Source organism: Catenulispora pinisilvae, assembly GCF_015356865.1.
GTDB classification, from domain to species: Bacteria; Actinomycetota; Actinomycetes; order Streptomycetales; family Catenulisporaceae; genus Catenulispora; species Catenulispora pinisilvae.
Genome location: NZ_JAAFZA010000116.1, coordinates 1 through 24,856 on the forward strand (window position 1 = coordinate 1; position 24,856 = coordinate 24,856).

The following is a 24,856-nucleotide window of genomic DNA, read 5'->3' on the forward strand; positions in this document are numbered from 1 at the left end:
GCAGGCCGAGCTCGGCGGCAGCGCCGGCGAGTCGGCGACGTCGGCGGTGGCAGCGATTTGGGCGGTGCTGATCTGACGGTGATCGTGAAGTGGGTGCGGACCGGCGTGGACCGGGCACGCAGCGAGCGTTGGCGACTGGGTACCGAGGCGGCCGCGTTGCGGTTTCTGTCCGAGAATCTGGGGCTCGCGATCGCGCCGCGGGTGATCGCCGAGGATGCGGATGCCGGTTTCCTGGTGCTGGAGGACCTTGCGCCCCGCGTCGCGCTCGATCTGCTCATCTGCCGCGATGGCGCCGCTGCGCATCACGAGCGGCTGGCCGTCTTCGCGCGCGCGTTGGGCGAGTTGGGCGCCGGCACTGCCGGGCGGGAGGAGTTGTATCGCACGCGGAGTAGCGCAGTAGGTTCAGCGGGCTCAGTAGGTTCGCCCAGCTCGGGCGCGCAGGATCGCTTCGCCGGGCTCTGGGAGCGTGCGCACGATGCCGCCTCGGCATTGGAAGCGCCGATCGGCGGGTCGGCCGCGTCCGAACTCACGGCTGGGCTCGACGAGCTGAGCACGCCGGGAGCGTTCCGCGCGCTGAGCAACGGGGATGCGGAGTCCAACAACATCCTGATTCACCCGTCGGGCCCCGCCGACGCCCGGTTGATCGACTTCGAAGCCGCCGGCTACGGCCACGCGCTGCTCGACGCGGTGTGCCTGCATGTGCCCGGGCCGCGATGGATGTCCGTCGGCGACCCGGTCGCCAACGGTCTCGCCGACTGCTACCGGCACGCGTTGGCCGAGGGAGTGCCGGAGGCGCAGGACGATCGGCGATACGGGTTCGGGCTGGCCGCGGCTTGCGCGTCGTGGGCGCTGCTCCGGCTGCAACGGTTCGCAATGCTCGACGAACGTCCGCCGGGCGATGACAGTCGGCTCCAACTCGTGGAGATCCTGGAGGCGACGGCCCGCACCGCCGAAGCCCACCACGCGCTGCCCCACCTCGCGGGTTGGTTCCGGCGCGCCGCCGAGGCGCTGCGCCGTCGTTGGCCCGACACGGATGTGGACCTGACGGATCCGGTCAAGTTCCCGCCCTACTCGCCGCGCCGTTGATCGCACACACCTCGGCCCAGGCGCGAGACTGAGGCAATGAGCCTCAACGTGTTCAGGGAGGTGCCGCGGTGAAGCAGAGCGCCGGCATCCTGATGTACCAGGTCGAGGGCGGGAAGCTGCGGGTGCTGCTGGTGCATCCCGGCGGGCCGCTGTTCACGAAACGCGACGCGGGCTGGTGGTCGATCCCGAAGGGCGAGTACACCGACGACGAGGACGCGGTGGCGGCGGCCGTGCGTGAGTTGCGGGAGGAGACCGGGGCCGAGATCGACGCCTCGGGGCTGGTGGAGCTCGGGTCGGTGCGGCAGAAGAGCGGGAAGGTGGTCACGGCTTGGGCCGCGGAGGCGGACTTCGACGTGACGACTCTGGTGAGCAACCTGTTCGAGCTCGAATGGCCGCCGCGCTCGGGGGTGATGCGCGAGTACCCGGAGGTGGACCGCGGTGAGTGGTTCGGACCGGAGGCGGCGCGGGAGAAGATCAACAGTGCACAGGCGGCGTTCATCGATCGGTTGGAGGCTTTGCTCGCGGAGCGGGAGGGGTGATGGGTGATGGGTGATGCGGGACGACGCTCTGGCGGCGAGGTTGGTGACAAGGCAGGCTGCGAGGTTGGTGGCAAGGCTGCCCCTGCCACTGCGGCTAGTCCCAGCGGATCGGCAGGTGCTTGAGTCCGTTCTGGAAGTTGGAGGTCAGGCGGACCGGGTCGCCGGCCGGCCGGACGTGCGGCATCCGGGTGAGCACCTGGCCGAGCATGGCGCGCATCTGGGTCTTGGCCAGGTGCGCGCCGAGGCAGTAGTGCGGGCCGAAGCCGAAGCTGACGTGGTCGTTCGGGCTGCGCGTGATATCGAAGCGGTCGGGGTCGGGGAAGACGGTCTCGTCGCGGTTCGCCGAGGCGTGGTAGACGACGACCTTGTCGCCGGCGCGGAGGTCGCGTCCGCCGAGAGTGACGTCGCGGGTCGCGGTGCGGCGGAACTGCATGACCGGCGGCCAGTAGCGGAGCAGTTCGTCGACGGCGGGGCCGAGCAGTGTCTCGGGGTCGCGGCGGAGGCTTTCGAGCTGGTCGGGGTGTTGGAGGAGGGTCAGGAGAGCGCCGGGGATGCCGTTGCGAAGGGTTTCGTTTCCGGCGACGGCGAAGAGGAAGAACATGTTCTCGAACTCGGCGTCGGTCAGGCCCTCGGCGAGGAGGCGGCCGACGATGCCGGTGTCGCGATCGGCATCGGCGCTGCCGTCAGTGGTGGCGCTGCCGTCGGTGGCGACGGGGTCGGTAGCGGCTGCGGGGTCGGTAGCGGCTGCGGCTGTGGCAAGGCCGTGCGCGTACGCGTACATGTCGGCCAGGCCGACCCGCGATCGCGGATTGAGCGGACGGCCGTCGGGGCGGGTCATCGACGCCGGACGTTCGGCGAGCGCCGCGCGGCCGAGCGGGCTCAGCGCCTCGGCGTCGGCGGTACTCAGGCCGGCGTAGTCCGTGTCCTGATATCCGATCACCCGGTTGGCCCAGTCGTAGAGCAGCCGGCGGTCCTGGTCCGGGACGCCCATGACGCGGGCCAGGGTCCACACCGGGAGGTCGGCCGCGACCTCGACGAAGTCGGCGTGCCCGGCGGGCAGGACGGCGTCCACGAGCACGCGGGCCCGGTCGGCGATCATCTCCTCCAGGCGGCGGATCGCGCGCGGGGTGAAGGCGGCGGCCACGATGCGCCGGAGCCGGGCCTGCGCCGGCGGGTCCTGGTTCAGCATCATCGCGCGGACGAAGTCCAGGTCGCCGGACGTCTCCGGGTCGCGGATCTGGGTGCCGCCGAGGTGGGAGGAGAAGGTGTCGGGGTCGCGCAGCACGCGCTTGACGTCGGCGTGGGCGAACACACCCCAGTAGCCGGGCCCGGCCGGCCACGCCCCGACCGCCGGCTCCTCGATCCAGCAGACCGGCGTGGTGCGGCGCAGTTCGACGAAGCGGTCGTAGGGGACGGCTCGGGTGTAGGTCGCGGGGTGGAAGATCTCGGCCGTCACGGTTCCAGCGTGCCGCAATAGGGCGGCGGGGTGGAAGAGCGCCAGGAGTTGGCGAGGTGGTCGGCGGGGTGTCAGCGGGGTGTCGGCGAGTGCAGAACTCAGGTCACAGAGCCTTGACCCACCGGGACCACTCGGCCTGCGGCGCGTAGCCGCCGGCGCGCCAGGCGTGGTGGGCGAGGTCGTTGCCGTCCAGGACCATGGCGTCGGCGCGGGCGCCGCCGACGGCGCGGAACCGGGCCTCGGCCGCGTCGACGAGCAGGCGGCCGAGGCCGGCGCGGCGGCGGTCGGGGTGGACGGCGAGGCGGTAGAGGTGGCAGCGCCAGCCGTCCCACCCGGCGATCACCGTGCCGACCAGCTCGGCGGTGGCCGGATCGACGGCGAGGAGCAGCGCCTCGGGGTCGCGGGCCAGCAGGGCTTCGAGGGCGGCGGCGCTGTCGGCGGGGCGGTGTGCGTCCTCGGCGGCCAGGCGCCAGAAGGCGAGGACTGCGGGGAGGTCGGCGGCGGTGGCGGGGCGGAGTTCGGGAGCCGGCATGGGGATGAGGCTAGGTGCGAGCTGGATGGTGACGCTGCCCCTGCCTGCTATCCGGACGGCTCGCTCCCGCCAGTCTCCGACCGCCGAGGCCTGCCGCAGCCCGCCCGCGCAGGCTCACGACCTCTGCGCGGCGCCGGCGCGCAGCAAAGCACCGCCTACTCGTCGTCCCCGATGACCGGCTCCAGCAGCGTCCCGGCGTTGTGCTCCAGCAGCCGCCAGCCGCGGCGGGCCTCGCCGAGGATGGACCAGCAGCAGTTCGACAGGCCGCCGAGGGCGCCCCACAGCCCGTAGGGCAGTCCCATCATGCGGCCGAGGGCCACGCGGGCCGCGCCGCCGTGGGTGGCGACGACCAGGGTGCCGCCGGGCGGGACCTTCTCCAGGCCGCGCAGGATGGCCGGGACCACGCGGTCGGCGACCTCGGTCTCCAGTTCGCCGCCGCCGCGGCGGATCGGCTCGCCGTGGCGGAAGGCCTCGAACTCCTCCGGGTAGCGGGCGATGATCTCGTCGTCGTTCAGGCCCTGCCAGCGGCCGGCGTAGGTCTCGCGCAGGCCTTCATCCAGGGTGATCGGCAGGTCGGTGAGGTGGGCCAGGGTCTCGGCGGTGCGGGTGGCGCGGATCAGGTCGGAGGCGATGATGACGCTCGGGCGCAGGCCCGCCAGCACCCGGGCGGCGCGTTCGGCCTGCGCCAGGCCGACCTCGTCCAGCGGGATGTCGGTCTGGCCCTGGAAGCGGCGCTCCAGGTTCCAGGCGGTGCGGCCGTGGCGCCAGAGCACGACGTTGCGGGCGCCGTTGACCTGCGTGGCGCGGTCCAGTGCGGCGGCCTCGGTGGGCTCGTAGTCGCGCAGCTGGGCGGCCGGCGACGGCGCGGCGCCGGCCCCTATGCCTCCGTCCTGGTTCCCGCTCACGCGCCCGGACCGCCGGCCGGCTCGGCGTCGTCCTGGAGGTCCTCGTCCTCGAAGTCCTCGTCCTGGAAGTCGTCGTCCTCGAAAGCGGCGTCTTCAAGACCATCGCCCTGCGCCGCGGCCAAGGGCCCCCCGCCGGCGACCGTCTCGGCGCCGGCCGGCCGCTCGCTGCGGCCGTTGGTCACCGAGTCCGGCAGCTCGATCAGCGGGCAGTCCTTCCACAGCCGCTCCAGCGAGTAGTACGTCCGCTCCTCGGCGTGCTGCACGTGTACCACGATGTCGATGTAGTCCAGCAGGACCCATCGGCCCTCCTGCTCGCCCTCGCGCCGGGCCGGCTTCGCGCCGATCTCCAGCAGTCGCTCCTCGATGCCGTCGACGATCGCGCGCACCTGGCGGTCGCTGTTGGCGGAGGCCAGGACGAAGGCGTCGGTGATCACGAACACGTCGCTGACGTCGTACGCGACGATGTCGTCGGCCACCTTGTCGGACGCCGCCTGGGCCGCCGCGATGGCGAGCTCCCGGGCACGGTCGGTTGCGGTCATGGAGTTCTTCCGTTCGTGGTCACTTGCTGGGCGGTTACCAGGATCTCATGCGCGCCGGGGCGGGGTGCGCGGTTAACCGGTCAGCCGCCGGACGGGGCCGAGCCCGACGTCGGCCCCGACGCGGTACCGGAGTCGGTCCCGGTCCCGCCGTCCGTCCCCGGCCCCGACGGGTTCCCCGACCCCGACGTGGTCGGCGCCGTCGCGCCGGTCGGCTGGTCCGCCGGGACCTGCCCGATCTGCGTCCAGTCCGTCCCGAGCACCACCCGGGCGTCGGTGAGCGTGGTGTCGAACGGCGTCACCCGCACCGCGCTGTCCGGCAGCCCCAGCGCCAGGGCCACCTGGTGGCCGAGCGACATCGCGCCCTGGTTCGGCACCGTCACGTACGTGGTCGGCGTCTGCTGCGTCACGCCCTGGTCCAGCGGGGTGTAGCCGCCGCCGACCAGCTTGGACTCGGCCATCGCGCGGCTGGAGACGGTGTCCGAGCGGCCGGTGCCGTCGGCCACCGACACCCGGGTCAGACCGCCGTTGTCCTTCGCCTTCGACGCGCCGTTCAGCAGGTTCGCGACCACCGTGGAGGCCTTGTCGAGGTCCATCACCCCGGAGCCGTTGGCCTGCACCGGCAGCGACTGCTCGGCGAACCGGTTGCCCTGCTCCTCGGCGCCGAGCGCGGTGAGGATGGCGGCCAGCTTGGCGTTCGGCAGCGCCGGGTCCGGGACCGCGGCCAGGCTGTTCAGCACCGCCGCGGTGGTCGACGCCGTGTGCGGGATCTTCGCCAGCATCCCCTGCACCACCTGGCCGAACCGGGCCAGCTGCGCCGAGGCCGGCTCGCCCTTGGGCCGGTCGACCGCGTAGAAGGCGGCCTTGTCGCCGGTCAGGTCCTGGGTCCCGGCCTGGAACAGTGGCTTGCCGGTCTGCGGGTCGACCACCGCGGCGGCCGAGGCCGGGTCCACGTTGACCGACACGCCGATCAGGTTGTTCAGCAAGGCGGCGAAGGTCAGCTCGTCCATCGACCAGACGCCGTCCACGTCCACCCCGAGCAGCGTGGTCAGCGCGTCCTTACCGGCCGGCGCGGAGCTGGGCATGGCACCGCCGAACGGCTGACTGTCCAGCGCCGCGGACTCCACGCTCAGCTCGGAGGGGATCAGCAGCGCCGCGCCCCGGCCCGACGGATCGGACTTGCCGGCCACCTCGTTCTTGTCGGCGACCAGCACGACGTTGCCGACGGCGTTGCCGTTGGAGTCCTTCACCTGGAGCAGGACCGTGGTCTGCGTCGCCTTCGTCCCGCCGCCGCCCTTGAGCACGAACCACAGGCCGCCGCCGACCGCCAACAGCACGACGACGGTCGCCAGCGAGATGAGCCGGATCCGGCGGCGCCGGGCCCGCTCGGTGCGGCGGTCGTCGCCGCCGACGAACTGGAGCCAGTTGGTCAGCTCGGCTTCCGGCTCGCCGGTGTTGGTGTCGGACTCGGCGGCTTCGGCCGCGGTCTCCGTGGTGACGCCGCGCGCCGCCGGCTCGAAGGACTGCTGCTGCGTGGGCGCCGACTGCTGAGCCATGGGCGCCGGCTCGGGGTCCGGCGCGTAGGCCGCGACCGGCTCCGGCATCGTCGGGAAGGCCGAGATTCGCGGAACGGCTGGTTCCGCGTAGGGGTCTTGCTCTACGTATGGGCCTTGCTCTACGTACGGGGCTTGCTCTATGTAGCCGGTCGGCTCCTGATAGGAGGGCTGCTGGGGGACCGGTTCGTAGGCCGCCGGTTGCTGCGCCTGGCCGCCGCCGTAGGGGTCGTACTCATAGGAAGGCTGCTGCGGTTCCTGGTACGAGGGCTGCTGCGGTTCCTGGTATGAAGGCTGCTGCGTAGGCTGGTAGAAGCCCGAGGAATCAAGGTTCCGGTACTGCGCGGGGGCCTCGGGATAGCCGGTGTTCCCGTATCCGTACGACTGCGCCTGGTAAGGGTCCGGGGCCTGGTACGGATCCTGAGGCTGGTACGGATCCTGAGCCTGGTAAGAGTCCTGGGACTGGTATTGCTCCGGTTGGGCGTAACCCTGTCCGTAATACGGGTCCTGCGGCTGCGGCTGCTGTTGATACGTGCCGCCCTGGTAATAGGCCGGATCCGCCTGCCCGGAGTACCGGTCGTACGCCGCGGCCTCTTGCTCCGCCTGCGCCACGTACTCCGCCGGCCGCTCGTACTCCCCTGAGCCGTGTCTCCCGGAGGCTTCCTGGCCCTGTGGGGCCTGATACGGATCCTCAGGAGGGCTGTCGGCGCGCCGTCGCCGGCCGCGTCCTCCTGAGCCCCCGCTCGTGGGCGGACCGTTCTCCCCCGGCCAGCTCATGTCGTCCCTGTCCCAGGGGTGTCCCGGTACAGCCCCCGCTTGTTGATGTACTGAACGATGCCGTCGGGCACCAGGTACCAGACCGGCTCCCCGTGCCGGACCCGTTCACGGCAGCCGGTGGAGGAGATCGACATGGCCGGCACCTCCACCAGCGAGGCCTTCCCCGGCGGCAGGCCCGGGTCGGCCAGTTGATGGCCGGGGCGGGTGACGCCGATGAAGTGCGCCAGGTCGAACAGGCCCTCGGCGTCCTGCCAGGAGAAGATCTGCTCCAGGACGTCGGCGCCGGTGATGAAGAACAGGTCGGTGTCCGGGCCGCGTTCGGCCGACAGCTCGCGCAGGGTGTCGATGGTGTACGTGGGCCCGCCGCGGTCGATGTCGACCCGGCTCACGGAGAACCGGGGATTCGAGGCGGTGGCGATCACGGTCATCAGGTACCGGTCCTCCGCGGCGGAGACCCGGTGGTCGGTCTTCTGCCACGGCTGACCGGTCGGGACGAACACCACCTCGTCGAGCCCGAACAGACTCGCGACCTCGCTGGCCGCGACCAGGTGGCCGTGGTGCACGGGGTCGAAGGTGCCGCCCATCACGCCCAGCCGCGTCCGGCGCCGGCGGGCGGCCCCGGAGGCCTGCGGCTCGGGCGTCGGATGAGTGGTCATGGCGCGCCACCCTACCCGGTCAGGGACCTGTAGTGGGACTACCGATCCTTGTTCAGACGGGTGGTCACGAACAGCAGGATCAGCAGGACGATGAGCACGATCGCGCCGTTGAGCGGCGGGTTGATCCCATTGTGCGTCTTCTCGGGCGTCGTCCCCTCAGCGAGGAGGACGTGCGCGGCCTGCGTGGCGGTGGAGATTGCGGACATGGTGGTCAGCATAGGGGGTGCCGGGTACCGGAATCCCGGCAGGGTACCCGCTTGGCCGACGCCGTCAGCCGCGCGGGCTATTCGCCCTCGGAGTCGTGGTTCCGGTAGCCGCGCAGACACGCCCACGCGAGCAGGGCGACCAGGATGATGGCACCCAGGATGAACCAGCGCAGCCAGCCCGCGGTGTGCGGCGCGTTGTCCTGGGGGAACGGGCTCGGGGTGCCCATCAAGATCGAGTGAACAGCATGCATGGCGACCACAGTACGCCGCGCCTATAGGGAACTCCCCGGCAGGTCCGCGCGTCCCTACTTTGAGAGCTCCACCGGCGGCCACTAGAGCGCCCACACGAGGGCCGCGCCGGGTCTACTGTGAGCTATAGAGACGTCTACAAGGGGGTTCCCGTATGCCGGAACGCGATGGTTCTGAGAACACGCCGGAGCGGAGCCGCCAGCGGTTCCCCGGAATCAGCTCCCGGGCTTACGAACATCCCGCGGACCGCACCGCGCTGGTGGCGCTGCGCAAGATCGACGGCTTCGACATGCTGCTGCGCAAGCTGTCCGGCTTCATCGACGAGCGCAAGATCCGGCTCTCGCTGCTGGCCGACGGGGTCAAGGTCGGCGACCTACAGTTCCCGCGGCTTCAGACGATGCTCCAGGACGCGGTGGACGTGCTGGACATCGGCTTCATGCCGGAGATGTACGTGGTCCAGAACCCGGTCCCGAACGCCTTCACCATCGGCATGGAGCGCCCGACGATCGTGCTGACGACCGGGCTGTACGAGCTGATGGACGAGGAGGAGATGCGCTTCGTCGTCGGCCACGAGGCCGGCCACGTCCTCTCCGGCCACGCCGTCTACCGCACGATGCTGTTCTGGCTGACGAACTTCGCCACCAAGCTGTCCTGGATGCCCATCGGCAAGTGGGGCATCGACATGTTCATCAACGCCCTGCTGGAGTGGTTCCGCAAGGCCGAGCTGTCCTGCGACCGGGCCGGCCTGCTGGTCGAGCAGGACCTGGACGCCGCCATGCGCTCCCTGATGAAGCTGGCCGGCGGCTCCCACCTGGCCGAGATGAACCCGATCGCGTTCCTGGACCAGGCCCGCGAGCACGAGGGCGGCGGCGGCCTGCGCGAGTCGATCCTGAAGATCATGAGCCTTCGGGAGCGCACCCACCCCTACACCTCGATCCGCGCCCTGGAGCTGACCCGCTGGGTCGAGTCCGGCGACTACCAGCGGATCATGGGCGGGACCTACCCGCGGCGCGAGGAGGACCCGCAGGCCAGCGTGCGCGAGGAGGCCAAGGCCGCGGCGAACCAGTACAAGGAGAACTTCGAGAAGACCACCGACCCGCTGCTGACGAAGGTGCGCGGGTTCGCCGACGAGGTGGCCGGGGTCGGCAGCCGGATCGGGGAGACGATGTACCGGAAGTGGGGGCCGAACCGGAGTCCGGACGACGTGCCGGACGCGGACGGCGACGAGGACTGAGTTTCGAGGTGTTCAGTGGGCGGCCCCGATCCCTGTGGGAGGCGGGGCCGTTCGCTGTTCGGAGTTCGGGCTACTGGAGCCGCGCGGGATGCGGGCGGCCCGGATCAGAGCGCGACGCTGCGCCCCGGGGCCACCAGCACCGACTGATAGTCCAGCCCCGCCACCGAGAACCGCACCGCGTCCTGCCCGGCCGCGGAGACCGAGGCCGACGCGCTGGCAGTGGTCCCGGAGCCGTCGGGGGTGCCGGAGGCCGGGGGGACGTTCGGGTTGCGCTCGGTGCCGCCCTTCGAGGAGAACAGGCGGGGCACGCCGATGACGGCCGAGGTGATCAGCGCCGCCAGCACCACCCAGGCCACGTTGCGGCGCCAGCGGCGGCGGCGCTCGGTGCCGTAGCTCACGCCGCCGCCGTGGTCGTGTTCGTCGTCGTCGGCGGGGACCGGGACGGCGTTGAGGTCGGCCGGGGTGCCGTCGGTACGCCAGCCGGTGTCCCGCGGATGCGCCCGGCGCCACTTCTGACCCAGCTCGCGCTGCCGGGCCGAGGGCTCCTTGAAGGTCGCGGTCTTGGTCGACTCCTTGGTGAAGGAGCGCTCGAACTCCGCCCACTCCCGCTCGGAGAGTATGGGCGCGTCGCCGGGCTCGTCGGCGTTCATCTGGTGCTTGTCCTCGGCCACGGACGGCCTTTCCCACCCTGATCAGGCACGGCCCACTCCCCCGGGCCGCGACACGGACATGATGGGCGAAAGGCTACTTGATCCGGGCGGCTCGCACACCTGGTTCGGCGCCCGCACCCACCGCGGTCACCGGCGGATCTGGCCGTCGCCGACCATCAGGTACTTGGTCGAGGTGAGCTCCGGCAAGCCCATCGGGCCGCGGGCATGGGTCTTCTGGGTGGAGATGCCGATCTCGGCGCCGAATCCGAACTCGGCGCCGTCGGTGAACCGGGTGGAGACGTTCACCCCGACCGCGGCCGCGTCCACCCGCAGCTGGAAGGCGCGGGCGGCGACCAGGTCGCGGGTGACGATCACGTCGGTGTGCCCGGTGTTGTAGGCGTTGACGTGCTCGATCGCCGCGTCCAGGGAGTCCACGACGGCCGCCGACAGGTCCAGCGACTCGTACTCGGCGGCGAAGTCCTGCTCGGTGGCCGGGACCACCGCCGCGGAGAAGGCCGCCACGCGCTTGTCGCCGTGCACGGTGACCCCGGCCTCGGCCAGGGCGGCGAGCGCCTTGGGCAGGAACGCCTCGGCGACGTCGGCGTGCACCAGCAGCGACTCGGCGGCGTTGCAGACGCTGTAGCGCTGGGTCTTGGCGTTGATCAGGATGGCCAGCGCCTGGTCCAGGTCGGCGGCGGCGTCGACGTAGACGTGGCAGTTGCCGGTCCCGGTCTCGATCACCGGCACCCGCGAGTCGTCCACGACGGAGCGGATCAGCGCGGCCCCGCCGCGCGGGATGAGCACGTCCACCAGCCCGCGGGCGTTCATCAGGTGGGTGACGGCCTCGTGCGAGTCGCCGGGCACCAGCTGGACCGCGTCGGCCGGGAACCCGGCGGCGGCCAGCGCGTCGCGCATGACGGCGACCAGCACGGTGTTGGAGTCCTTGGCCGAGCTGGAGCCGCGCAGCAGGGCGGCGTTGCCGGACTTCAGACAGATCCCGGCGGCGTCCACGGTGACGTTGGGCCGGGCCTCGTAGACGATCCCGACCACGCCGAGCGGCACCCGGACCTGCCGCAGCTCGATCCCGTTGGGCAGCACGTTCCCGCGCACGGTCTCCCCGATCGGATCGGGCAGCGCGGCGAGCTGGCGCAGGGCGTCGGCGATCGCGGCGACCCGGGCGTCGGTGAGGGTGAGCCGGTCGATGTAGCCGGCCGGCGAGCCGCCCTCCCGGGCCCGCTCGGTGTCGCGGGCGTTGGCCGCGACGATCTCCGCACCGCGGGCGAGGAGCGCGTCGGCCACGGCGTGCAGCGCCGCGTCCTTCTCGCCGCGCGGTCGCTGAGCCAGGTCGGCCGCGGCCTTCTTGGCCCGGCGGGCGGCGTCCAGGACTTCGGTCTGCAGGTCCGTCATGACTCCAGCGTAGGCCGGGCGGGGGCGTCTGAAGCGGGATTTCGCCTTTCGAGACGCCCCGGCCGGCGCTCGGGTCACGCCGCGAGCGGCTTCACCGTCAGCTGGTAGTCCTCCTGGACCCGGCCCTCGCCGTCCAGCTTCAGGAACACGCGGGCCGACCAGGCGGTCTCGCCGATCTCTTCACCCCTGGCGTGGTCCAGGCCGATGGTGAGGACGACGATGTCGCCGTGGGTGGTGGCGTCCTCGCCTCCGGCCAGGGTGTACAAGCCGCTGGCGACGAAGGCCTCGTACGCTTCGGCGACCCGGTCGACGAGCGCGGCCTGGCCGACGAACTGCGTGCCGTCGACGTACTCGATTCCGTGGTCGCTCCACAGCTCCGCGACGGCCTTGGCGCGGTCGGCCGGGTCGGCGACGCTCCAGACGGCGAGGTAGCGGTCGATGATGATCTGGTTTCCGGTGTTGTTCGTCATGGCCATGACTTTCGGCCCGCCGGTCACCGGAGGGTCAAGGGCGCCGGTACGGCAAGACTCTCCCGTAGCGGGAGGCTTCACAATCGAGTCATGGGAATGTTCCTCACCATCGGCGATTTCTCGCGCGCGACGCACCTGACCGTGAAGACGTTGCGGCACTACCACGACGTGGGCCTGCTGGAGCCGGCGGACATCGATCCGGCCACCGGCTACCGGCGCTACACCACGGCCCAGATCCCGGCCGCGCAGGTGATCCGCCGGTTCCGGGAGCTGGGGATGCCGCTGGAGGAGATCCGGACGGTGATGGACGCCCCCGACGTCGACACCCGGAACCAGCACATCGGCGCGCACCTGAACCGGCTGGAGGAGGAGCTGGGGCGCACCCAGCGCGCCGTGGCCTCGCTGCGCGACCTGCTCACCACCGGACCGGCCACGGCGGCGCCGGACATCTCGCTGCGGGACGTGCCGGCGGTACAGGCCGCGGCGATCACCGACAAGGTCGCGGTGGCGGACGGCGCGGCCTGGACGCAGGGCGCGCTGGGCGAGTTGTACGCGACCGTCGCCGGGCAGGGCCTGGCGCAGACCGGGCCGGCCGGCGGCCTGTTCACCGACGAGGTGTTCACCGCGCACCACGGCGAGGTGACCATCTTCGTCCCCTGCGACGGACCGGTCCGGTCGCTGGGCCGGGTGCGGCCCGCGACCGTACCGGCCGCCGAGATGGCGGTCATCGACCACGCCGGTCCGCCGATCGAGTCCGACCGGGCCTACGGCGCGCTCGCCACCTATGTCGAGCGCCACGCCCTAGCGGTGCAGGGCCCGATCCGGGAGTACTTCCTCGTCGGACAGCGGGACACCGCGGACGTGGCGCGGTGGCGCACGGAAGTGTGCTGGCCGGTGTTCCGGGTCGGGAGCTGAGGCCGGCCGGGGTCTGCGGCTAGGACCAGTACGTCCACAGTTCGTACGTCCCATTGCCGTTCGAAAGGCAGTTGTACGAGTCCGCGCCCTGGGCGAGATAGGCCCCCCCGTTGGAGTTGCATACCGAGAGGCTGGGGAAGGCGCCCTCGTCGACCGAGGTGTGAACCATCGGCCTGACGGCGGCGGCACTGGCGGTGCCGACCGGCACCGCTACGGCCGCCGCGATAGCGGCGACCACCAGGGTGGCTTTGACGGTCCGATGTCTGCGCATTGACATACTCCTCGTCTGCTGAGCTGTTCCCGCGGGCCTGGATGGATCCTGGCCGCGCAACCGAGCCTAGGAGGCCACGGCTGCGGGACCACGGAATCCGTACAAGTCCGTACACCTGTTAGAGGCCTGACACAGTGCCGGACGGAGCCGTGCCGGCCGGTGTTCCGTGCCGGCCGGTGTTCCGGGTCGGGGGGGCGAGCCCGGCGAGAAATCTCCGCCACCGCATGCAACCGATCCCCGGGCCGTCCCGGTCAGGTGGGTGTCAGCGAGCGGGGCCACCGGGTCCCGCCGCCACCCGAGCCGCCTGTACCGTCGGCGGACCACGCAACGAGGGGCGGGCCGATGGCGATATCCGAACGTGACGCGGAGTTCACCGAGTACCTCAGAGCACGATCAGGATGGTTGACCCGGGTCGGCTATCTGCTCTGCGGGGACTGGCACCGGGCCGACGACCTCGCCCAGACCGCGGCCGTGCGGCTGTACCGGCACTGGAACCGCGTCTCGCGCGTCGAGAACATCGACGCCTACGCGCGGCGGATCCTGGTCAACGCCTACCTCAATGAAAGACAGTCCGCCTGGTCCCGGTTCACCTTCCTGCACCGCGGCACGATCGAGCGGGAGGCGCCGACACTCGACGCCGACGCCTCCCTCGATCTGCGCGGCGCCCTGGCGAAGTTGGCGCCGCGACAGCGCGCGACCGTGGTGCTGCGCTACTACTGCGACCTGTCGGTCGAAGAAGCAGCCGAGGTACTGGGGTGCTCCACGGGCACGCTCAAAGGTTGTTTGCCCACCATGACAGTGGGACAATAGAGCCATGGGTAAATCAGAGTTCGAGGGCGAGTCGGCAGCGATCTACTGCCGGATCTCGCACATCAAGGACGACGACCAAACCGGGGTGGAGCGCCAGGAGCGGATCTGCCGGGACATGGCCGCGCGGTACGGTCTGCGGGTGTCGCCGGAGCATGTGTTCATCGATCCGTCGCGGTCGGCGTGGCAGCGCAACCGCAAGCGGCCGGGGTGGGACAAGATGCTTGAGGCGATGGACGCAGGGGCGTTCCGTCACGTGCTGGCCTACCACCCCGACCGGCTGATGCGTCAGCCTCCCGATCTTGAGCAGTTGCTGATCAAGGCCGAGGAACGCAACGTGATCCTGCACGGGCAGGCCAACCGGCGTGACCTGTCCAACGCCGATGACCGGTTCTTTCTGCGGATTGAGGTGGCGCACGCGTGCAAGTCCTCCGATGACACCTCCCGCCGGGTGAAGTCAGCGCAGGAGGACGCTTTGGCGGCCGGGAAGGCGCACGGGGGACGTCGGACCTACGGCTACACCAAGGACTCCACTGCGATCGTGCCGGAGGAGAAGGAGATCGTTCAGGAGATCTTCCGCCGGTTCCTGGACGGTGATGCGATTTGGGCGATCTTCCAGGATCTCCACAAGCGCCAGGTTCCCTCAGCCGGTGGCGGACTGTGGACTGTGGGGCGGGTTCGGGCAACCCTGGATCTGCCCAAGCACGCCGGGCTGATCACCTTCCAGGGCGAGGTGCAGAAGGATGCGAACGGCGACTACCGCACCGGTGCCTGGCCCGCGATCGTGTCCGTCGGGGAGTGGGAGGAGGTGCACCGTCTGCGCCAGCAGCGATCGGCCGACTACGCCGATGCCCGCCGCAGCTTCCGCAAGTACCTGCTGACCGGGTTGGTGATCTGCACCAACTGCACCCGGTCCATGGTCGGGGAGAAGGTGGGCGGGGTTCGCGGGGTCCCCTACTACCGGTGCACGCGTAAGACCAGCTCGATGCCCGAGGCGTGCACCCGCAAGATCAAGGCTGTGGAACTGGAAGAGTTCGTCAAGGACGCGGCCAAAGACTTCCTGACGTCGCTGTCGCCATCGGACCTGGTGGCCCCGTCGGTGACGATGGACCCGGTAGACGCCGAGCAGGCCGAGGCAGACGACAAGGTGAAGCTGGCCGAGATCCGAGAAATGTGGGACGCGAAAGAGATCACTACCGCTGAAATGCGCGAGATGCAGGCGAAGATCAAGGCCCGGATGGCCGCGCGCAACAAGGCCACCGTTATCCGGCCACTGACCGCGCTGGAAGGCATCGTCATCGGGGAAGGCGCCGCCGAATCGTTCGACGGCCTCACCGAGGACCGCCAGGCCGCCGCCCTACGGTTCCTGTTCCCCGCCGTACGGATCAAGGCGTCCAGCGTGCGCGGCGTGGTCGATTTCGGCCGCGTCGATATCGATCCGCCGCAGCTGCACTAATCAACGAACGCGATCAAGGGGCCAGACTCAGTCAAGGAGCCTGGCCCCACACCACGCTACCGGACCGGTCACTCACCAAGCCCGACCATGATCGTTTAGGGGTTGGCCGGCGGAGCCGCACCCCACCCACCCACCCGGGCCGCACCACTCCACACGTGGCAGCCTTCACCCGGCGACCCAGCACAGGACGTTGAGGTGAATTGACGCCTACGGCGCAGCCTCTTAAGCGGAGTACTCTGCCACTCACCACCTTCGCACCGCCGACACCGGCCCAGACACGGCGAAGGACCGGACCCGCTTTCACGAATCCGGCCCCACACACCATCACCACCTACTCGGCGCGATCCTCAACCTCAAACAATCGGGCCAGGCGCCGCACCGACTCCACACTGATCTTCTTCGGGAACTGCGAACACACACGGGCCAGATGAAAATCCCGATCGGTAGGACCGCCCGGAACCACATGGTGGCGAGGCTTCGGCTCACCAGTCATGCCGCCTCACCCCCGCGCATGCTCTCCAGCGCAGCAGCCTCACGAGCCAGCGCCTGAGCCTCCAACCTGTCTTCGTAGACTCCTTGCGCGTAGTCGCTGATCGCTTCGGTCTGCCAGCCCCGCCCGGCATACCGCCACTGCCGCTCGGTAACCGTCTCCACCTGCACGACCGGCTCACCAGCCGCCGCCGCCTCAGCCTGGTGATCCGCCCGCATCTGACGCAGCACACCCATGCCCACCGAAAACCGTCGAGTCGATGACAGCACATGACCGCCGAACCCGAGCATGTGACACCACCGGCCCAGACCCAAACCCGCGAACTCCCGCTGCTGGTCCAGCGTCCACGCCGTGTGCATCGTCGCCGCCACATGCGGGGTCCGCGCCCACAGATTGATCTGCGACCGATGCGTGATCGGCACATCCACCCCGTGCGCGTCCTCAGTACCCTTGGTCACATACTTCGCGAAATACCCCGCCGCCCGCTCCGCCGGAAACCCCCGGTCCGCATCCAACACGATCGGCCGCGCATCCAACTGCGACCCGAACCGCAGCACATGCGACCCGAACCCGGCTGATTCCGGAGCCGACACCGACACCGCCGACGCCGCCGACACCACCGCCGAAGCCAGCACCTCCGAAGTCGCCCACGACGGAGGCGCTTCACGATCTTCCGGGCCGTCCAGACGCAGCCCGACGTGGAAGTGCACCAGGCCACGCGCCTGATACTCCATCGCGCGAACGTACTCCACCCGCAGCAGCTTGCGGATCTGGTTGTTGCGCACCCCGCCGACCCGGACCAGCCGCCGATACAGTGCCTCACCGAACCCGTTCCACAGTTTCGTGGCCAACGCGTTGAACAGCACATGCCCGGCATGGTCGTAGCAGGCCGCACACATCGGCTGCCCGACCACCACATCACCGGGGGCGTGCCGCGCACCGCAGCCCATAGGCCGGCCATGCACACAGCACGGATCATCACGACGCGGACGACACCGATCGTTCGGCCGGGACGGATCAGGCTTGCGATGCACCGGACCGAACGACGGCGCGGTCAACGTCGCGAACACCATCGGATGATCCTGGACGGTTTCGGGAACGCCTTTGCCGCCGACGAACCCCGCCCGCACCAGATGGAACGCATCGGCCTGATACAGCGCCGAACACGACCGGCACCGCGACCGCCGACGATTCATACACCGCACCACGATCGCCCCACCCGGCGCATCCACCGAGGAGAACACATCCACCACACGCCCGGTGCCAGCCTCGGTCTTCACCGTCTCACCCGACAACCGGACCGGGTTCTCACACGCACCCACCGCCCGGATCTGCGCATCGATCTGCGCAAACTCCGGATTCGCCAACAGTTCCATCAGTTCCCGCTCACCCGGCGGCAGCCACGCGAACGGCGATTCAGCCGGACCCACCGACATGGCAGACCCAGCCCCCGAGACCTGAAACACTTCCACTCCCTGAAGATTCAGCGCACCGACCATGCACCGGACCATCAGCGCCCTATCCGGGCACACAAACCGCCACGGCAAAGACGCCACGGGAGACACCGCGACAGAAGAGAAAAAGCGCTCAGGAGGATTCAGAGAGTGCGCGGCGAAGAATCAGGAAGGCTTCGAAACCCCGGAACGACTGGATCGCCGCCCCGGCACCGGCTGCCACACCGGCCGCAGGAAAGGTATGCCGCGAGAAGAAGGGTTCACGTCCCGAGATGAGGGAAACGTTTGGGATGCCTGCTGGTGTCCCCGCCAGATCCGGCAGCCGACGCCACCTGTCCTGACCCACCGAGTGTATCACAGAACCTTGATTCAGAGCAGCTTTCTACCGTACCTTGCGAAGGGCTCAGGGCACAAGTCCCGCACGTCACGTCACGTCTTTGGCAACACCGCCCAGAGCCAGATACGAGACAGGTGAGAGGGGTCCTGGGGAATATCTTTACTGACTCAAGACTGACCCGTCCCTGGCCGCCCTCCTCAACATCCCCGAGGACGAACCCCTGTTCATCGTCGACGCCCCGGCAATCGAAGAGGGAACCGGCCGCAAGACCCTGATCCGCGCCTTGATCCCGATCGACGCAACGGACGGATACGCCCCCGACTCCGACGCCGACCCGGCGACGCTCCTGGCGATGCAGATCAAACGACACGGCAAGGCATCCACGACCGAATACGTCCGCGCCCGTATGCCCAACCCGGACGAACGGTCAGCCCTGGACCTGTCAGACGCCGTCCCGATCTTCGAGACCATCCGCGTCGCTACCGTCAAGCGCCGCACCATCTACGCCGAGACCCAGCGCACCAGCACCGAAGGCGTGCAGCTCGCCTACCCGATCAGGTAGACGCCCTGGGCGCGTTTGAAAAGTCGTTCGGGTTGGGCTGTAGGGCTCGTACTATGGGCGTTGGCTGCAATCCCGGTGCTGCACAGACGGGCGATCGGGTGGCGGACACCGGGAGTTTCCGTCGCTTGCGCCCGTACCAACGTCGTAGTCGGTGCTTTCGGGTCGCGTCTCATGGCCAGTCGTTGATGGCGGCGATCTGGATGCCTTGAAGGCGTGACTTAACCTTCCCTTACATAGATCAAGGGCGGCCTTCGGCCGCCGCGCGCAGCCCGCGCCGTCCTCGCGCCCGCGCGGCATGCGGCCTCCGGCCGGTCCGCGCGACGCGGTCCGTCCCGGCCCGCGCGCTGGGGAAACAATCAGCCCAGAGCAGAACCAGTTCACGATCACCCCCCGTGCGACAGCTGCGCAGCGCAGGCCCACACAGCCAATACCGCATCCGCGGCGACCGTCGCCCCGCTGGACCGCTCCGCCGCACCTGTCTCCGCCCCGCACCAAACCGGCCCAACCGGGTGTCAACGGTCACGACACGAACACAGCCAGGACACCAGATGCGAACCGGCCACTGTCAGGTCACCAACTCCCCGCCAGGCACCGGCCGCAGCTCGACACGACACCCCAACGCCAGAACCCACCGCATGAACCCCGTCCCGTGGGGCGACCACGCCCCGCCCTCCCAATTGACCAACGACGCCCGGCTGACACCAGCAGCCCGCGCCACCTCAGCCTGACTACGCCACGACATGCGACACTCACGCAGCCACCGCAACGTCACCACCAAACGCCGCACCTCGAACACATCCCGACCTTCCCCCGGCTCCCGAACCACCAGCACACGCACCCACTCCCCACACCCATCAACGATGACCACTCCCAAACCAAACACACGCGCCCAAGCGATCAGATACGCCAACCTGGGATACTCCTCGCCCCGCTCCCAATCCTGCACCGTCGTCACCGACACACCCAGCAACACAGCCAACCGCCGCTGCGGCAGATCACCACATTCACGCCGAGCCGCCTTCAACACACCGACCAGCCAAGCCAACTCGTGGCCAACCCGCGCCTCATCCACACACAACAAACTGCATACCCTCCCAATTCTTCGCGAGTACCGCCAGCATTGACACCCTGCGGTCACCAGGCAGAACCGGCAGGCGGACGGCCCGCACACGCCAACCGTGCGAAACCACGCCAGCCACCCGCCGGCCAAACCCGCCCCAGCCGCCTCACCTTCACAGCGGGTTGCGTTCACACCTACCGTGCTTAAGCCACCGCAAGGTCGCCGAGGTCCAACGGCACCGGCTCGTCCGGTCCGAGCTGTGCCCACAACTCCGCGTCATCCGGATCAGGCCCGATCCACGCAATCGCCGTCCCGTCCGCGCACACCGCCCAGGCCGGGCCGTACAACTCCGCCGCCGACCGCAGATCCTCAGACGCCGCCTCACCACCGGCCAACCTGACCAGCAGCGACGCCAACCAGCGAGCACGCGCATAAGCGACCACGTAATTCACCCCCGGCCTGCACACCCAGAAATCCGGATGCGCTGACCAGTCACCGGCTACCACGTCCAAACACCCTCCCGACTCGGACCAACGCGACCCGCGCCGAGGAATCAGGATGCTCACATGTCGGTGCACCCCGGTACCATCGGCACCGGGGTTGATCACCCCGCCGGACCGCCCCGCCTGCCAAGGATCAGGGCGGTCCGGCTTACTTTCTTGAGCGGGAAGCAGGTGGGGGGACCGCCGAGCGCACCACGGCCTGGCCCTACTCCCCGCCACGGCCACGCACGACCGACTCTGACGAGAAACCCAAGGCCCCTCGAAGCCGCACGCAACCGCCTCGCGGGCGACAGCCATCAAGGCCGAGTCACCTCACCCGCAAGCACCACCCCCCGCACTACGGCGGCACAGGGGACTCTTCAGCGCCGGATCCGCTGGCGTGAGTCAGATCCGAGATCTCCACCCACCGCAACGGCTCATCGCCGACAGGGGTCCGGACCAGCGCGATTGGCACGCAACACAGCAACCCCAAATCCGGCGCGTTCTGCGACGCCTCACACGCTCGATGCGTCGGCAAAACCACGACGCTCAACGAGGGCTCCCTGCGAACCCGCACCACATCGCCGGGCACATACCGCGCAACCTGGCCGATGTCTTCAGTGCTCATGGTTTCCACCGTGATACTCCGAAAAGAAGTCCCTGGCCTCCGGATGCAACGGACGGCCGTACACATCCACCAGGCCCCAGACCCGCTGACGCTGGTATTCCGGATCAGCCCACAGCCCGATCAGGTCCATGCAGCCGCCCTCGGGCGCCGTACGCGAGGTGGCGTCAGAACCGAACCCGAAACCCAGCAGCGGATTCCCGGCCGCATCCACCAGACGCCACGAGCCATCTCCCACAGGCTCAGCGTCGAACCGGAATCCCCGCACATCAAATGACCGCATGAACTCAGCCACATCCGGTGGAAGATCCGAACGATCCGGCAGCGCATCGGCTGACCGAGCCCGCCGTGTACGTTTTGAACGCCTCCGGCCCATCAGCGAACGCCGCCCCGCATCAGATAGAAGCCCATGATCGCGTTCACAGTGAGCGACGACGCCAACCCGCCCACCAGCAACAACCACCGGGTATAACCCCGAGGCTCGCCCGACTCGGCATAAGACAGGCCCGACACGCCGTCCTCCCGTATCGTCACAACGCCACCCCCTCAGCGTCGATCACGCGAGCCAAGTGGACCCGGGCGTCCATGAAGGCCGTGACAACCGGATACCCGTACGCCGTCTCGACCGTGACCCAGCCGTTGATGGACGTACAACCCACGACCGGACACCAACGGCCATCGATCCCGATAGCGTCACCGCTGTTGAGCAGGCTCATCGTCACGTCCTCACCGGTCATGACCGTGAAGCCCACCGGACCGGGACCAGGGTCCTGGTTTAGCTGAGCAAGGATGCGAATCGGGGTCGGTCCCTTGCCGACCTCGTTGCGGACAGTGACCGTTCGCCCGTCTCCGCCGATTCGGCGCTCCGCTTCGAGCCTGACCGCTTCGATATCGGTTCCCATGGCTCTAGCATGAATTGGATCAAGAGCGGTCAACAGCGCAGATTAGTAGGCAACTTAGGATTCGGTTCAGTAACCTGATGGCGATGCCCAACGAGCGACTTCTAGCCCTGCGACTCGGTTCCGCCTGGACACAGGCCGAGGTAGCCGAGTTGCTGAGTGACGAGGTTCAGCGGGCAACTGGCCGCCGCCCAGCAGTAGACGGTCAGGCCATCAGCCGTATGGAGCGTGGTGAGATCACCTGGCCGGTTGCCGCTACACGTCGAGCCTTGCGAGTAGTCTTCGGCGTTGACTCAGACGCAGATCTAGGCCTGTTCCCCAAAAGGACACGCCGAGACGCTGAGAAGGTGGCCGCCACGAAACGCAGAGACTTCCTGACTCTTGCTGGTCTAGGACTGTTGGACGCCAGCCCGCGCATGCTTGGGCAGCCAGACGTAGCGACCATGCGAAGCCGCTTCGATCGGCTCCGTGACCTTGACAACTACCTGGGCGGTGCCGACACCTTCCGGCTATACGGCACCGAGCTTGCCCACACCGAGCGGCTACTCAACGAAGGCCGCTATAGCGCCGCCACGCGAATCGCGCTCACCGAGCTGGCGGCCGAACAAGCGCAACAGGCAGGTTGGGCAGCCTTCGACGCTGGCCACCCGGCCCCCGCGCTCCAGCTGTTCGAATACAGCCGACGAGCCGCCGACGATGCTGGAAGTAGTGATCTTGTTGCGAACTCCTTCGTCCACATCGCATACGCATCTGACGCAGACGAGGCAACGCGCGCAGCGGACGCGGCACGCCACGCACTGCCAGTGGACGCCGCTCCGACGACGCTAGCGCTCGTGGCAACACGCCGAGCATGGTCCTATGCCGTCGCCGGGGATGCCCAAGGCGCCGAACGCGCACTGGACGAGGCATGGACTTCTCTGGAGTCAAGCTCCGCAACAGACGCCCCGCACTGGTCCAGTTGGGTGGACTCAAAAGAAATCGAGATCATGACGGGGCGCGTCTGGGCTGTTCTTCATGTTCCGGATAAGGCCGTTCCTGCTCTTGAGATCGCGCTAGCGAACTATCCGGATCAGTGGGCCCGCGACAAGGCTCTGTATTCGACTTGGCTCGCAGACGCCTACATTGACGCTGGAGCGATCGACCAAGCGGCGTCGGTCCTAAACCACGCGATCACGCTGGCCGATCCCGTTGCTTCCGTTCGGCCAGCGAACCGGATCAAGGAAGTAGTTCGGCGTCTTACCGGCTATGACCTGCCAGCGGTGGCCAGCCTGACCGAACGTGCGGCGAAGATCAATCCGCCGCTCGTTGCCTTGCTGTAGTGCGCTCGATCCATTCGGCGTAGCTTGCGGCGCACCAGGCCATAGGCGCAGCCGACACCTCAGGACTGTCCCACGGGTGCAGTTCGGCGAGACGCGCAGCCAGGGCGTCACGCGATGCAGCGGATGTACGCAGGATCACGCGCCACTCTTCACCCTCGCCGAGTTCACCGAGGTGCCAGAAGACTGAGATAGCGGGACCAGTGATCTCCGCCCCTGCGGCAAGGCGCTCGCCCACTGTTGCACGCGCCAGCTTCACGGCGTCGGCCTGGGTGGGCGTCGTCGATGTAACGGACCACACTCGTGCAGTTGTCATGCAGTCAGCCTAGACTCACGCGGGACGAGCCCAGGAGTATCCGTGCCGCCGCTGCTTGTGGCCAACATGTGCACGAGTATTGCCGCCGCTACGGTGGCGCCTTCTCCGGACGTCAAGGGCGCTACGCTAGCCCTCGCCCTCCTCCGAAGACACCCCCTCCGCTCTTGAGACGCGTGGTCACCGGAACAGGCCAACAGCTCACGTCCCGCTCGTGGTTGTCTGTGGTCCGGTCCGGGGCGGGCCGAGATTTTACCCACCTCCGTGCACGGGGACCCCACCTGAAGCACTTCGAGGGGGCCTGAGAGTGCCACCTGCGGGCAGGTCCACGAACCTGCCCTCTCTGCTAAGCCAGCGTAAGGCCCCCTCGAAGTGCTTCAGCCCCGCACACGCAGGACACCGGCCAAACTCTCGGACCACCCCTCAGCGGTCGGCTGCGGCCTGTTCGTCTCCAGCCCGAAAACGACCTGGTCAGCCCATGGTGTGCGAACAAATATTCGGCACCGTAAAGAGCCAGACGGCGCGGGCGCTGGCCCATCTGCGGGTGTTCCTGACACCCGCATCGGCGATCGAACTCGAAGGGATCACACTATGACCGACGATTTGGCGACGGCCCTGCGCACGATGGCGGACTCCGACCAGCCGCCCGTGATGGACGTCGAGCGCGTACTGCACGAGGGGCGGCACACTCTGGTGCGGCAGCGCATGGCGACCCTCGGCGGCGGGACCGCGGTGCTGGCGGTGACCGCGCTGGCGGTCGGCGCGCTGGCCGGGATGGGGAGCGGGGTGCGGGGCGGCACGGAGGCGGCGAGCGCCACGTTCACTGTGAACCCGCACGATCCGGTGGTCACCCACTGGCAGTTCGCGTATATCCCGCCGGGGATGGTCGCCTACGGCGCCTTCAACCCGGCCGATGAGCAAGAGAGCACGGTGCTGCAATCCGCAGACCCTCGCTTCCAGCTGGAACTCATCCCGATGGAGGCTCCCATCCTGATCGACGGGAACCCCCGCGGCGGCGGCGCGACCGAGAAGGTCCCGGTGAAGGTGCCTGGAACCGCCGAGGCCTACTGGGAGGGCTACGGAAACGGCCGGATCACTGCCAGCAACGGCGAAGGCGGTGAGATGGCCGCGCTCCAGATACAACTGAAGAGCGGTGAGTGGCATGAGATCAATGCCAACAACATCGAGGCCCGCCCGGACTGGCAGGCGCAGACCCTCAAGGCCGCCGGGAGCCTGGTCCACCAGGACCGATCGGTGCCCATGCCCTTGCAGGTCGCCGGAGCCCTCCCCCAGTCCTTCACGTTCTTGGGCGGCGAGGCCATGCGCAAGAACGGGGCCACCTCTGCGGACCTCATGTACCGTCTGGGCCCGGATCAGCCGCACGAGGACATCGTGAGCATCAGTGCGTCCATGGTTGGCGGCCAGAAGAACGCGGTGCAGCCGGGCGACACGGCAATCTGCAAGGACTCCAAAGGCCTGAGAATCTGTGTCATCGCTCCTAGCCCCGAACCGGCGGCGCTGACGGCTATCGGCGGCGCGCAAGGACTGCTGGACCGGGTCACCTCGCTCGGCGACGACCCGGCGAACTGGACGACGGACGTCATCCGGTAGCC

The 24,856-nt window shown here is 69.0% G+C and carries 29 protein-coding genes; 9 read left to right on the forward strand and 20 right to left on the reverse strand.

Annotation, left to right across the window (positions count from 1 at the left end; all coding sequences use genetic code 11):
- Together IZR01_RS27910 and IZR01_RS27915 are read left to right on the forward strand one after the other, a co-directional pair.
- Window positions 1–1,086 (forward strand): phosphotransferase family protein (locus IZR01_RS27910; protein ID WP_194925582.1); only part of this gene is annotated, 1,086 nt, incomplete at its 5' end.
- Window positions 1,087–1,154: 68 nt separating this feature from the next.
- Window positions 1,155–1,625 carry an NUDIX hydrolase gene (locus IZR01_RS27915; RefSeq protein WP_323746024.1) on the forward strand — a complete coding sequence of 157 codons (471 nt, stop codon included), beginning with the start codon at window positions 1,155–1,157 and terminating at the stop codon, window positions 1,623–1,625.
- A 94-nt stretch (window positions 1,626–1,719) separates the two neighbouring features.
- Here IZR01_RS27915 and IZR01_RS53510 read toward each other — a convergent pair whose 3' ends face one another.
- The 8 genes from IZR01_RS53510 to IZR01_RS27955 all read right to left on the reverse strand — a co-directional run bounded on the left by IZR01_RS53510 (window position 1,720) and on the right by IZR01_RS27955 (window position 8,497).
- Window positions 1,720–3,081 carry a cytochrome P450 gene (locus IZR01_RS53510; protein ID WP_194925583.1) on the reverse strand — a complete coding sequence of 454 codons (1,362 nt, stop codon included), beginning with the start codon at window positions 3,079–3,081 and terminating at the stop codon, window positions 1,720–1,722.
- A gap of 103 nt (window positions 3,082–3,184) precedes the next feature.
- Window positions 3,185–3,613, reverse strand: coding sequence for a GNAT family N-acetyltransferase (locus IZR01_RS27925; RefSeq protein WP_194925584.1), 429 nt, complete (start codon window positions 3,611–3,613; stop codon window positions 3,185–3,187).
- Window positions 3,614–3,768: 155 nt separating this feature from the next.
- Window positions 3,769–4,425 (reverse strand): histidine phosphatase family protein, encoded by a 657-nt coding sequence (locus IZR01_RS27930; protein WP_194925604.1) that lies wholly within the window; start codon window positions 4,423–4,425, stop codon window positions 3,769–3,771.
- An 89-nt stretch (window positions 4,426–4,514) separates the two neighbouring features.
- Window positions 4,515–5,057 (reverse strand): ribosome silencing factor, encoded by a 543-nt coding sequence (gene rsfS / locus IZR01_RS27935; RefSeq protein ID WP_194925585.1) that lies wholly within the window; start codon window positions 5,055–5,057, stop codon window positions 4,515–4,517.
- 80 nt (window positions 5,058–5,137) lie between these two features.
- Entirely contained in the window at window positions 5,138–7,219 is a 2,082-nt protein-coding gene (locus tag IZR01_RS27940) for an LCP family protein (RefSeq protein ID WP_194925586.1), read from the reverse strand.
- A gap of 161 nt (window positions 7,220–7,380) precedes the next feature.
- The gene (nadD, locus tag IZR01_RS27945) at window positions 7,381–8,040 is read right to left on the reverse strand and encodes a nicotinate-nucleotide adenylyltransferase (RefSeq protein ID WP_194897665.1); all 660 of its coding nucleotides are present in this window, start codon (window positions 8,038–8,040) and stop codon (window positions 7,381–7,383) included.
- A 38-nt stretch (window positions 8,041–8,078) separates the two neighbouring features.
- Window positions 8,079–8,246, reverse strand: coding sequence for a hypothetical protein (locus IZR01_RS27950; RefSeq protein ID WP_194897670.1), 168 nt, complete (start codon window positions 8,244–8,246; stop codon window positions 8,079–8,081).
- Window positions 8,247–8,323: 77 nt separating this feature from the next.
- On the reverse strand, window positions 8,324–8,497 hold the full coding sequence (locus tag IZR01_RS27955; protein ID WP_194897664.1) for a hypothetical protein: 174 nt from the start codon (window positions 8,495–8,497) through the stop codon (window positions 8,324–8,326).
- A 152-nt stretch (window positions 8,498–8,649) separates the two neighbouring features.
- On the opposite strand from IZR01_RS27955, the gene IZR01_RS27960 reads away from it, so the two are divergent.
- Window positions 8,650–9,729, forward strand: coding sequence for a M48 family metallopeptidase (locus tag IZR01_RS27960; RefSeq protein ID WP_194925587.1), 1,080 nt, complete (start codon window positions 8,650–8,652; stop codon window positions 9,727–9,729).
- A 104-nt stretch (window positions 9,730–9,833) separates the two neighbouring features.
- On the opposite strand, the gene IZR01_RS27965 is transcribed toward IZR01_RS27960, so the two are convergent.
- From IZR01_RS27965 to IZR01_RS27975, 3 genes are all read right to left on the reverse strand, one after another.
- The gene (locus IZR01_RS27965; RefSeq protein ID WP_194925588.1) at window positions 9,834–10,400 is read right to left on the reverse strand and encodes a hypothetical protein; all 567 of its coding nucleotides are present in this window, start codon (window positions 10,398–10,400) and stop codon (window positions 9,834–9,836) included.
- A 126-nt stretch (window positions 10,401–10,526) separates the two neighbouring features.
- The gene (locus IZR01_RS27970; RefSeq protein WP_194925589.1) at window positions 10,527–11,786 is read right to left on the reverse strand and encodes a glutamate-5-semialdehyde dehydrogenase; all 1,260 of its coding nucleotides are present in this window, start codon (window positions 11,784–11,786) and stop codon (window positions 10,527–10,529) included.
- 74 nt (window positions 11,787–11,860) lie between these two features.
- Entirely contained in the window at window positions 11,861–12,256 is a 396-nt protein-coding gene (locus tag IZR01_RS27975; RefSeq protein WP_194897660.1) for a hypothetical protein, read from the reverse strand.
- A gap of 90 nt (window positions 12,257–12,346) precedes the next feature.
- On the opposite strand from IZR01_RS27975, the gene IZR01_RS27980 reads away from it, so the two are divergent.
- Window positions 12,347–13,171, forward strand: a complete 825-nt coding sequence (locus IZR01_RS27980; RefSeq protein ID WP_194897659.1) for a MerR family transcriptional regulator — start codon at window positions 12,347–12,349, stop codon at window positions 13,169–13,171.
- A gap of 19 nt (window positions 13,172–13,190) precedes the next feature.
- Here the strand turns inward: IZR01_RS27980 and IZR01_RS27985 are convergent, their stop codons facing one another.
- On the reverse strand, window positions 13,191–13,442 hold the full coding sequence (locus tag IZR01_RS27985; protein ID WP_194897658.1) for a hypothetical protein: 252 nt from the start codon (window positions 13,440–13,442) through the stop codon (window positions 13,191–13,193).
- 342 nt (window positions 13,443–13,784) lie between these two features.
- On the opposite strand from IZR01_RS27985, the gene IZR01_RS27990 reads away from it, so the two are divergent.
- Together IZR01_RS27990 and IZR01_RS27995 are read left to right on the forward strand one after the other, a co-directional pair.
- A complete protein-coding gene (locus IZR01_RS27990; protein WP_194925590.1) occupies window positions 13,785–14,252 on the forward strand; it encodes a SigE family RNA polymerase sigma factor in 468 nt (155 codons plus the stop codon).
- 4 nt (window positions 14,253–14,256) lie between these two features.
- Window positions 14,257–15,705 (forward strand): recombinase family protein, encoded by a 1,449-nt coding sequence (locus IZR01_RS27995; RefSeq protein WP_194925591.1) that lies wholly within the window; start codon window positions 14,257–14,259, stop codon window positions 15,703–15,705.
- Window positions 15,706–16,194: 489 nt separating this feature from the next.
- On the opposite strand, the gene IZR01_RS28000 is transcribed toward IZR01_RS27995, so the two are convergent.
- Window positions 16,195–17,694, reverse strand: a complete 1,500-nt coding sequence (locus tag IZR01_RS28000) for a replication initiator (RefSeq protein ID WP_194925592.1) — start codon at window positions 17,692–17,694, stop codon at window positions 16,195–16,197.
- Window positions 17,695–18,269: 575 nt separating this feature from the next.
- Here IZR01_RS28000 and IZR01_RS28005 point away from each other — a divergent pair.
- Complete coding sequence (locus IZR01_RS28005; protein WP_194925593.1) at window positions 18,270–18,548, forward strand: hypothetical protein; 279 nt, start codon at window positions 18,270–18,272, stop codon at window positions 18,546–18,548.
- Between the two features lie 565 nt (window positions 18,549–19,113).
- Here the strand turns inward: IZR01_RS28005 and IZR01_RS54420 are convergent.
- From IZR01_RS54420 to IZR01_RS28035, 6 genes are all read right to left on the reverse strand, one after another.
- Window positions 19,114–19,875 (reverse strand): helix-turn-helix domain-containing protein, encoded by a 762-nt coding sequence (locus IZR01_RS54420; protein WP_369125500.1) that lies wholly within the window; start codon window positions 19,873–19,875, stop codon window positions 19,114–19,116.
- The gene (locus tag IZR01_RS28015) at window positions 19,812–20,051 is read right to left on the reverse strand and encodes a hypothetical protein (RefSeq protein ID WP_194925595.1); all 240 of its coding nucleotides are present in this window, start codon (window positions 20,049–20,051) and stop codon (window positions 19,812–19,814) included. The genes IZR01_RS54420 and IZR01_RS28015 overlap by 64 nt, the downstream gene beginning before the upstream one ends.
- A 397-nt stretch (window positions 20,052–20,448) precedes the next feature.
- Window positions 20,449–20,718 carry a hypothetical protein gene (locus tag IZR01_RS28020; RefSeq protein ID WP_194925596.1) on the reverse strand — a complete coding sequence of 90 codons (270 nt, stop codon included), beginning with the start codon at window positions 20,716–20,718 and terminating at the stop codon, window positions 20,449–20,451.
- Window positions 20,708–21,010: a hypothetical protein gene (locus tag IZR01_RS28025; protein ID WP_194925597.1), complete on the reverse strand. Its 303-nt coding sequence runs from the start codon at window positions 21,008–21,010 to the stop codon at window positions 20,708–20,710. The genes IZR01_RS28020 and IZR01_RS28025 overlap by 11 nt, the downstream gene beginning before the upstream one ends.
- A gap of 80 nt (window positions 21,011–21,090) precedes the next feature.
- Window positions 21,091–21,249 (reverse strand): hypothetical protein, encoded by a 159-nt coding sequence (locus IZR01_RS28030; protein ID WP_194925598.1) that lies wholly within the window; start codon window positions 21,247–21,249, stop codon window positions 21,091–21,093.
- Entirely contained in the window at window positions 21,246–21,617 is a 372-nt protein-coding gene (locus IZR01_RS28035) for a hypothetical protein (protein ID WP_194925599.1), read from the reverse strand. The genes IZR01_RS28030 and IZR01_RS28035 overlap by 4 nt, the downstream gene beginning before the upstream one ends.
- 83 nt (window positions 21,618–21,700) lie before the next feature.
- Between IZR01_RS28035 and IZR01_RS28040 the strand changes: the two genes are divergently transcribed.
- Entirely contained in the window at window positions 21,701–22,933 is a 1,233-nt protein-coding gene (locus IZR01_RS28040) for an NsdA family TPR-like regulatory protein (protein WP_499698308.1), read from the forward strand.
- Here IZR01_RS28040 and cutA read toward each other — a convergent pair.
- A complete protein-coding gene (cutA, locus tag IZR01_RS54425) occupies window positions 22,905–23,246 on the reverse strand; it encodes a divalent-cation tolerance protein CutA (protein ID WP_194925601.1) in 342 nt (113 codons plus the stop codon). The two genes, IZR01_RS28040 and cutA, sit on opposite strands and share 29 nt — an antisense overlap.
- A 588-nt stretch (window positions 23,247–23,834) precedes the next feature.
- On the opposite strand from cutA, the gene IZR01_RS28050 reads away from it, so the two are divergent.
- The gene (locus IZR01_RS28050) at window positions 23,835–24,854 is read left to right on the forward strand and encodes a hypothetical protein (RefSeq protein WP_194925602.1); all 1,020 of its coding nucleotides are present in this window, start codon (window positions 23,835–23,837) and stop codon (window positions 24,852–24,854) included.
- Window positions 24,855–24,856: the final 2 nt, after the last annotated feature.

What these genes read in the sequence shown, in the direction of transcription:
- IZR01_RS27955 (WP_194897664.1), bottom strand. Translation starts at nt 8,497, where the DNA reads ATGCATGCTGTTCACTCGATCTTGATGGGCACCCCGAGCCCGTTCCCC.
- IZR01_RS27975 (WP_194897660.1), bottom strand. Translation starts at nt 12,256, where the DNA reads ATGACGAACAACACCGGAAACCAGATCATCATCGACCGCTACCTCGCC.
- IZR01_RS27980 (WP_194897659.1), top strand. Translation starts at nt 12,347, where the DNA reads ATGGGAATGTTCCTCACCATCGGCGATTTCTCGCGCGCGACGCACCTG.
- IZR01_RS27950 (WP_194897670.1), bottom strand. Translation starts at nt 8,246, where the DNA reads ATGTCCGCAATCTCCACCGCCACGCAGGCCGCGCACGTCCTCCTCGCT.
- IZR01_RS28050 (WP_194925602.1), top strand. Translation starts at nt 23,835, where the DNA reads ATGACCGACGATTTGGCGACGGCCCTGCGCACGATGGCGGACTCCGAC.
- IZR01_RS27995 (WP_194925591.1), top strand. Translation starts at nt 14,257, where the DNA reads ATGGGTAAATCAGAGTTCGAGGGCGAGTCGGCAGCGATCTACTGCCGG.
- IZR01_RS28020 (WP_194925596.1), bottom strand. Translation starts at nt 20,718, where the DNA reads ATGAGCACTGAAGACATCGGCCAGGTTGCGCGGTATGTGCCCGGCGAT.
- IZR01_RS28000 (WP_194925592.1), bottom strand. Translation starts at nt 17,694, where the DNA reads ATGGTCGGTGCGCTGAATCTTCAGGGAGTGGAAGTGTTTCAGGTCTCG.
- IZR01_RS27970 (WP_194925589.1), bottom strand. Translation starts at nt 11,786, where the DNA reads ATGACGGACCTGCAGACCGAAGTCCTGGACGCCGCCCGCCGGGCCAAG.
- nadD (WP_194897665.1), bottom strand. Translation starts at nt 8,040, where the DNA reads ATGACCACTCATCCGACGCCCGAGCCGCAGGCCTCCGGGGCCGCCCGC.
- rsfS (WP_194925585.1), bottom strand. Translation starts at nt 5,057, where the DNA reads ATGACCGCAACCGACCGTGCCCGGGAGCTCGCCATCGCGGCGGCCCAG.
- IZR01_RS27985 (WP_194897658.1), bottom strand. Translation starts at nt 13,442, where the DNA reads ATGCGCAGACATCGGACCGTCAAAGCCACCCTGGTGGTCGCCGCTATC.
- IZR01_RS28040 (WP_499698308.1), top strand. Translation starts at nt 21,701, where the DNA reads ATGCCCAACGAGCGACTTCTAGCCCTGCGACTCGGTTCCGCCTGGACA.
- IZR01_RS27925 (WP_194925584.1), bottom strand. Translation starts at nt 3,613, where the DNA reads ATGCCGGCTCCCGAACTCCGCCCCGCCACCGCCGCCGACCTCCCCGCA.
- IZR01_RS27960 (WP_194925587.1), top strand. Translation starts at nt 8,650, where the DNA reads ATGCCGGAACGCGATGGTTCTGAGAACACGCCGGAGCGGAGCCGCCAG.
- IZR01_RS28035 (WP_194925599.1), bottom strand. Translation starts at nt 21,617, where the DNA reads ATGGGAACCGATATCGAAGCGGTCAGGCTCGAAGCGGAGCGCCGAATC.
- IZR01_RS27990 (WP_194925590.1), top strand. Translation starts at nt 13,785, where the DNA reads ATGGCGATATCCGAACGTGACGCGGAGTTCACCGAGTACCTCAGAGCA.
- cutA (WP_194925601.1), bottom strand. Translation starts at nt 23,246, where the DNA reads ATGACAACTGCACGAGTGTGGTCCGTTACATCGACGACGCCCACCCAG.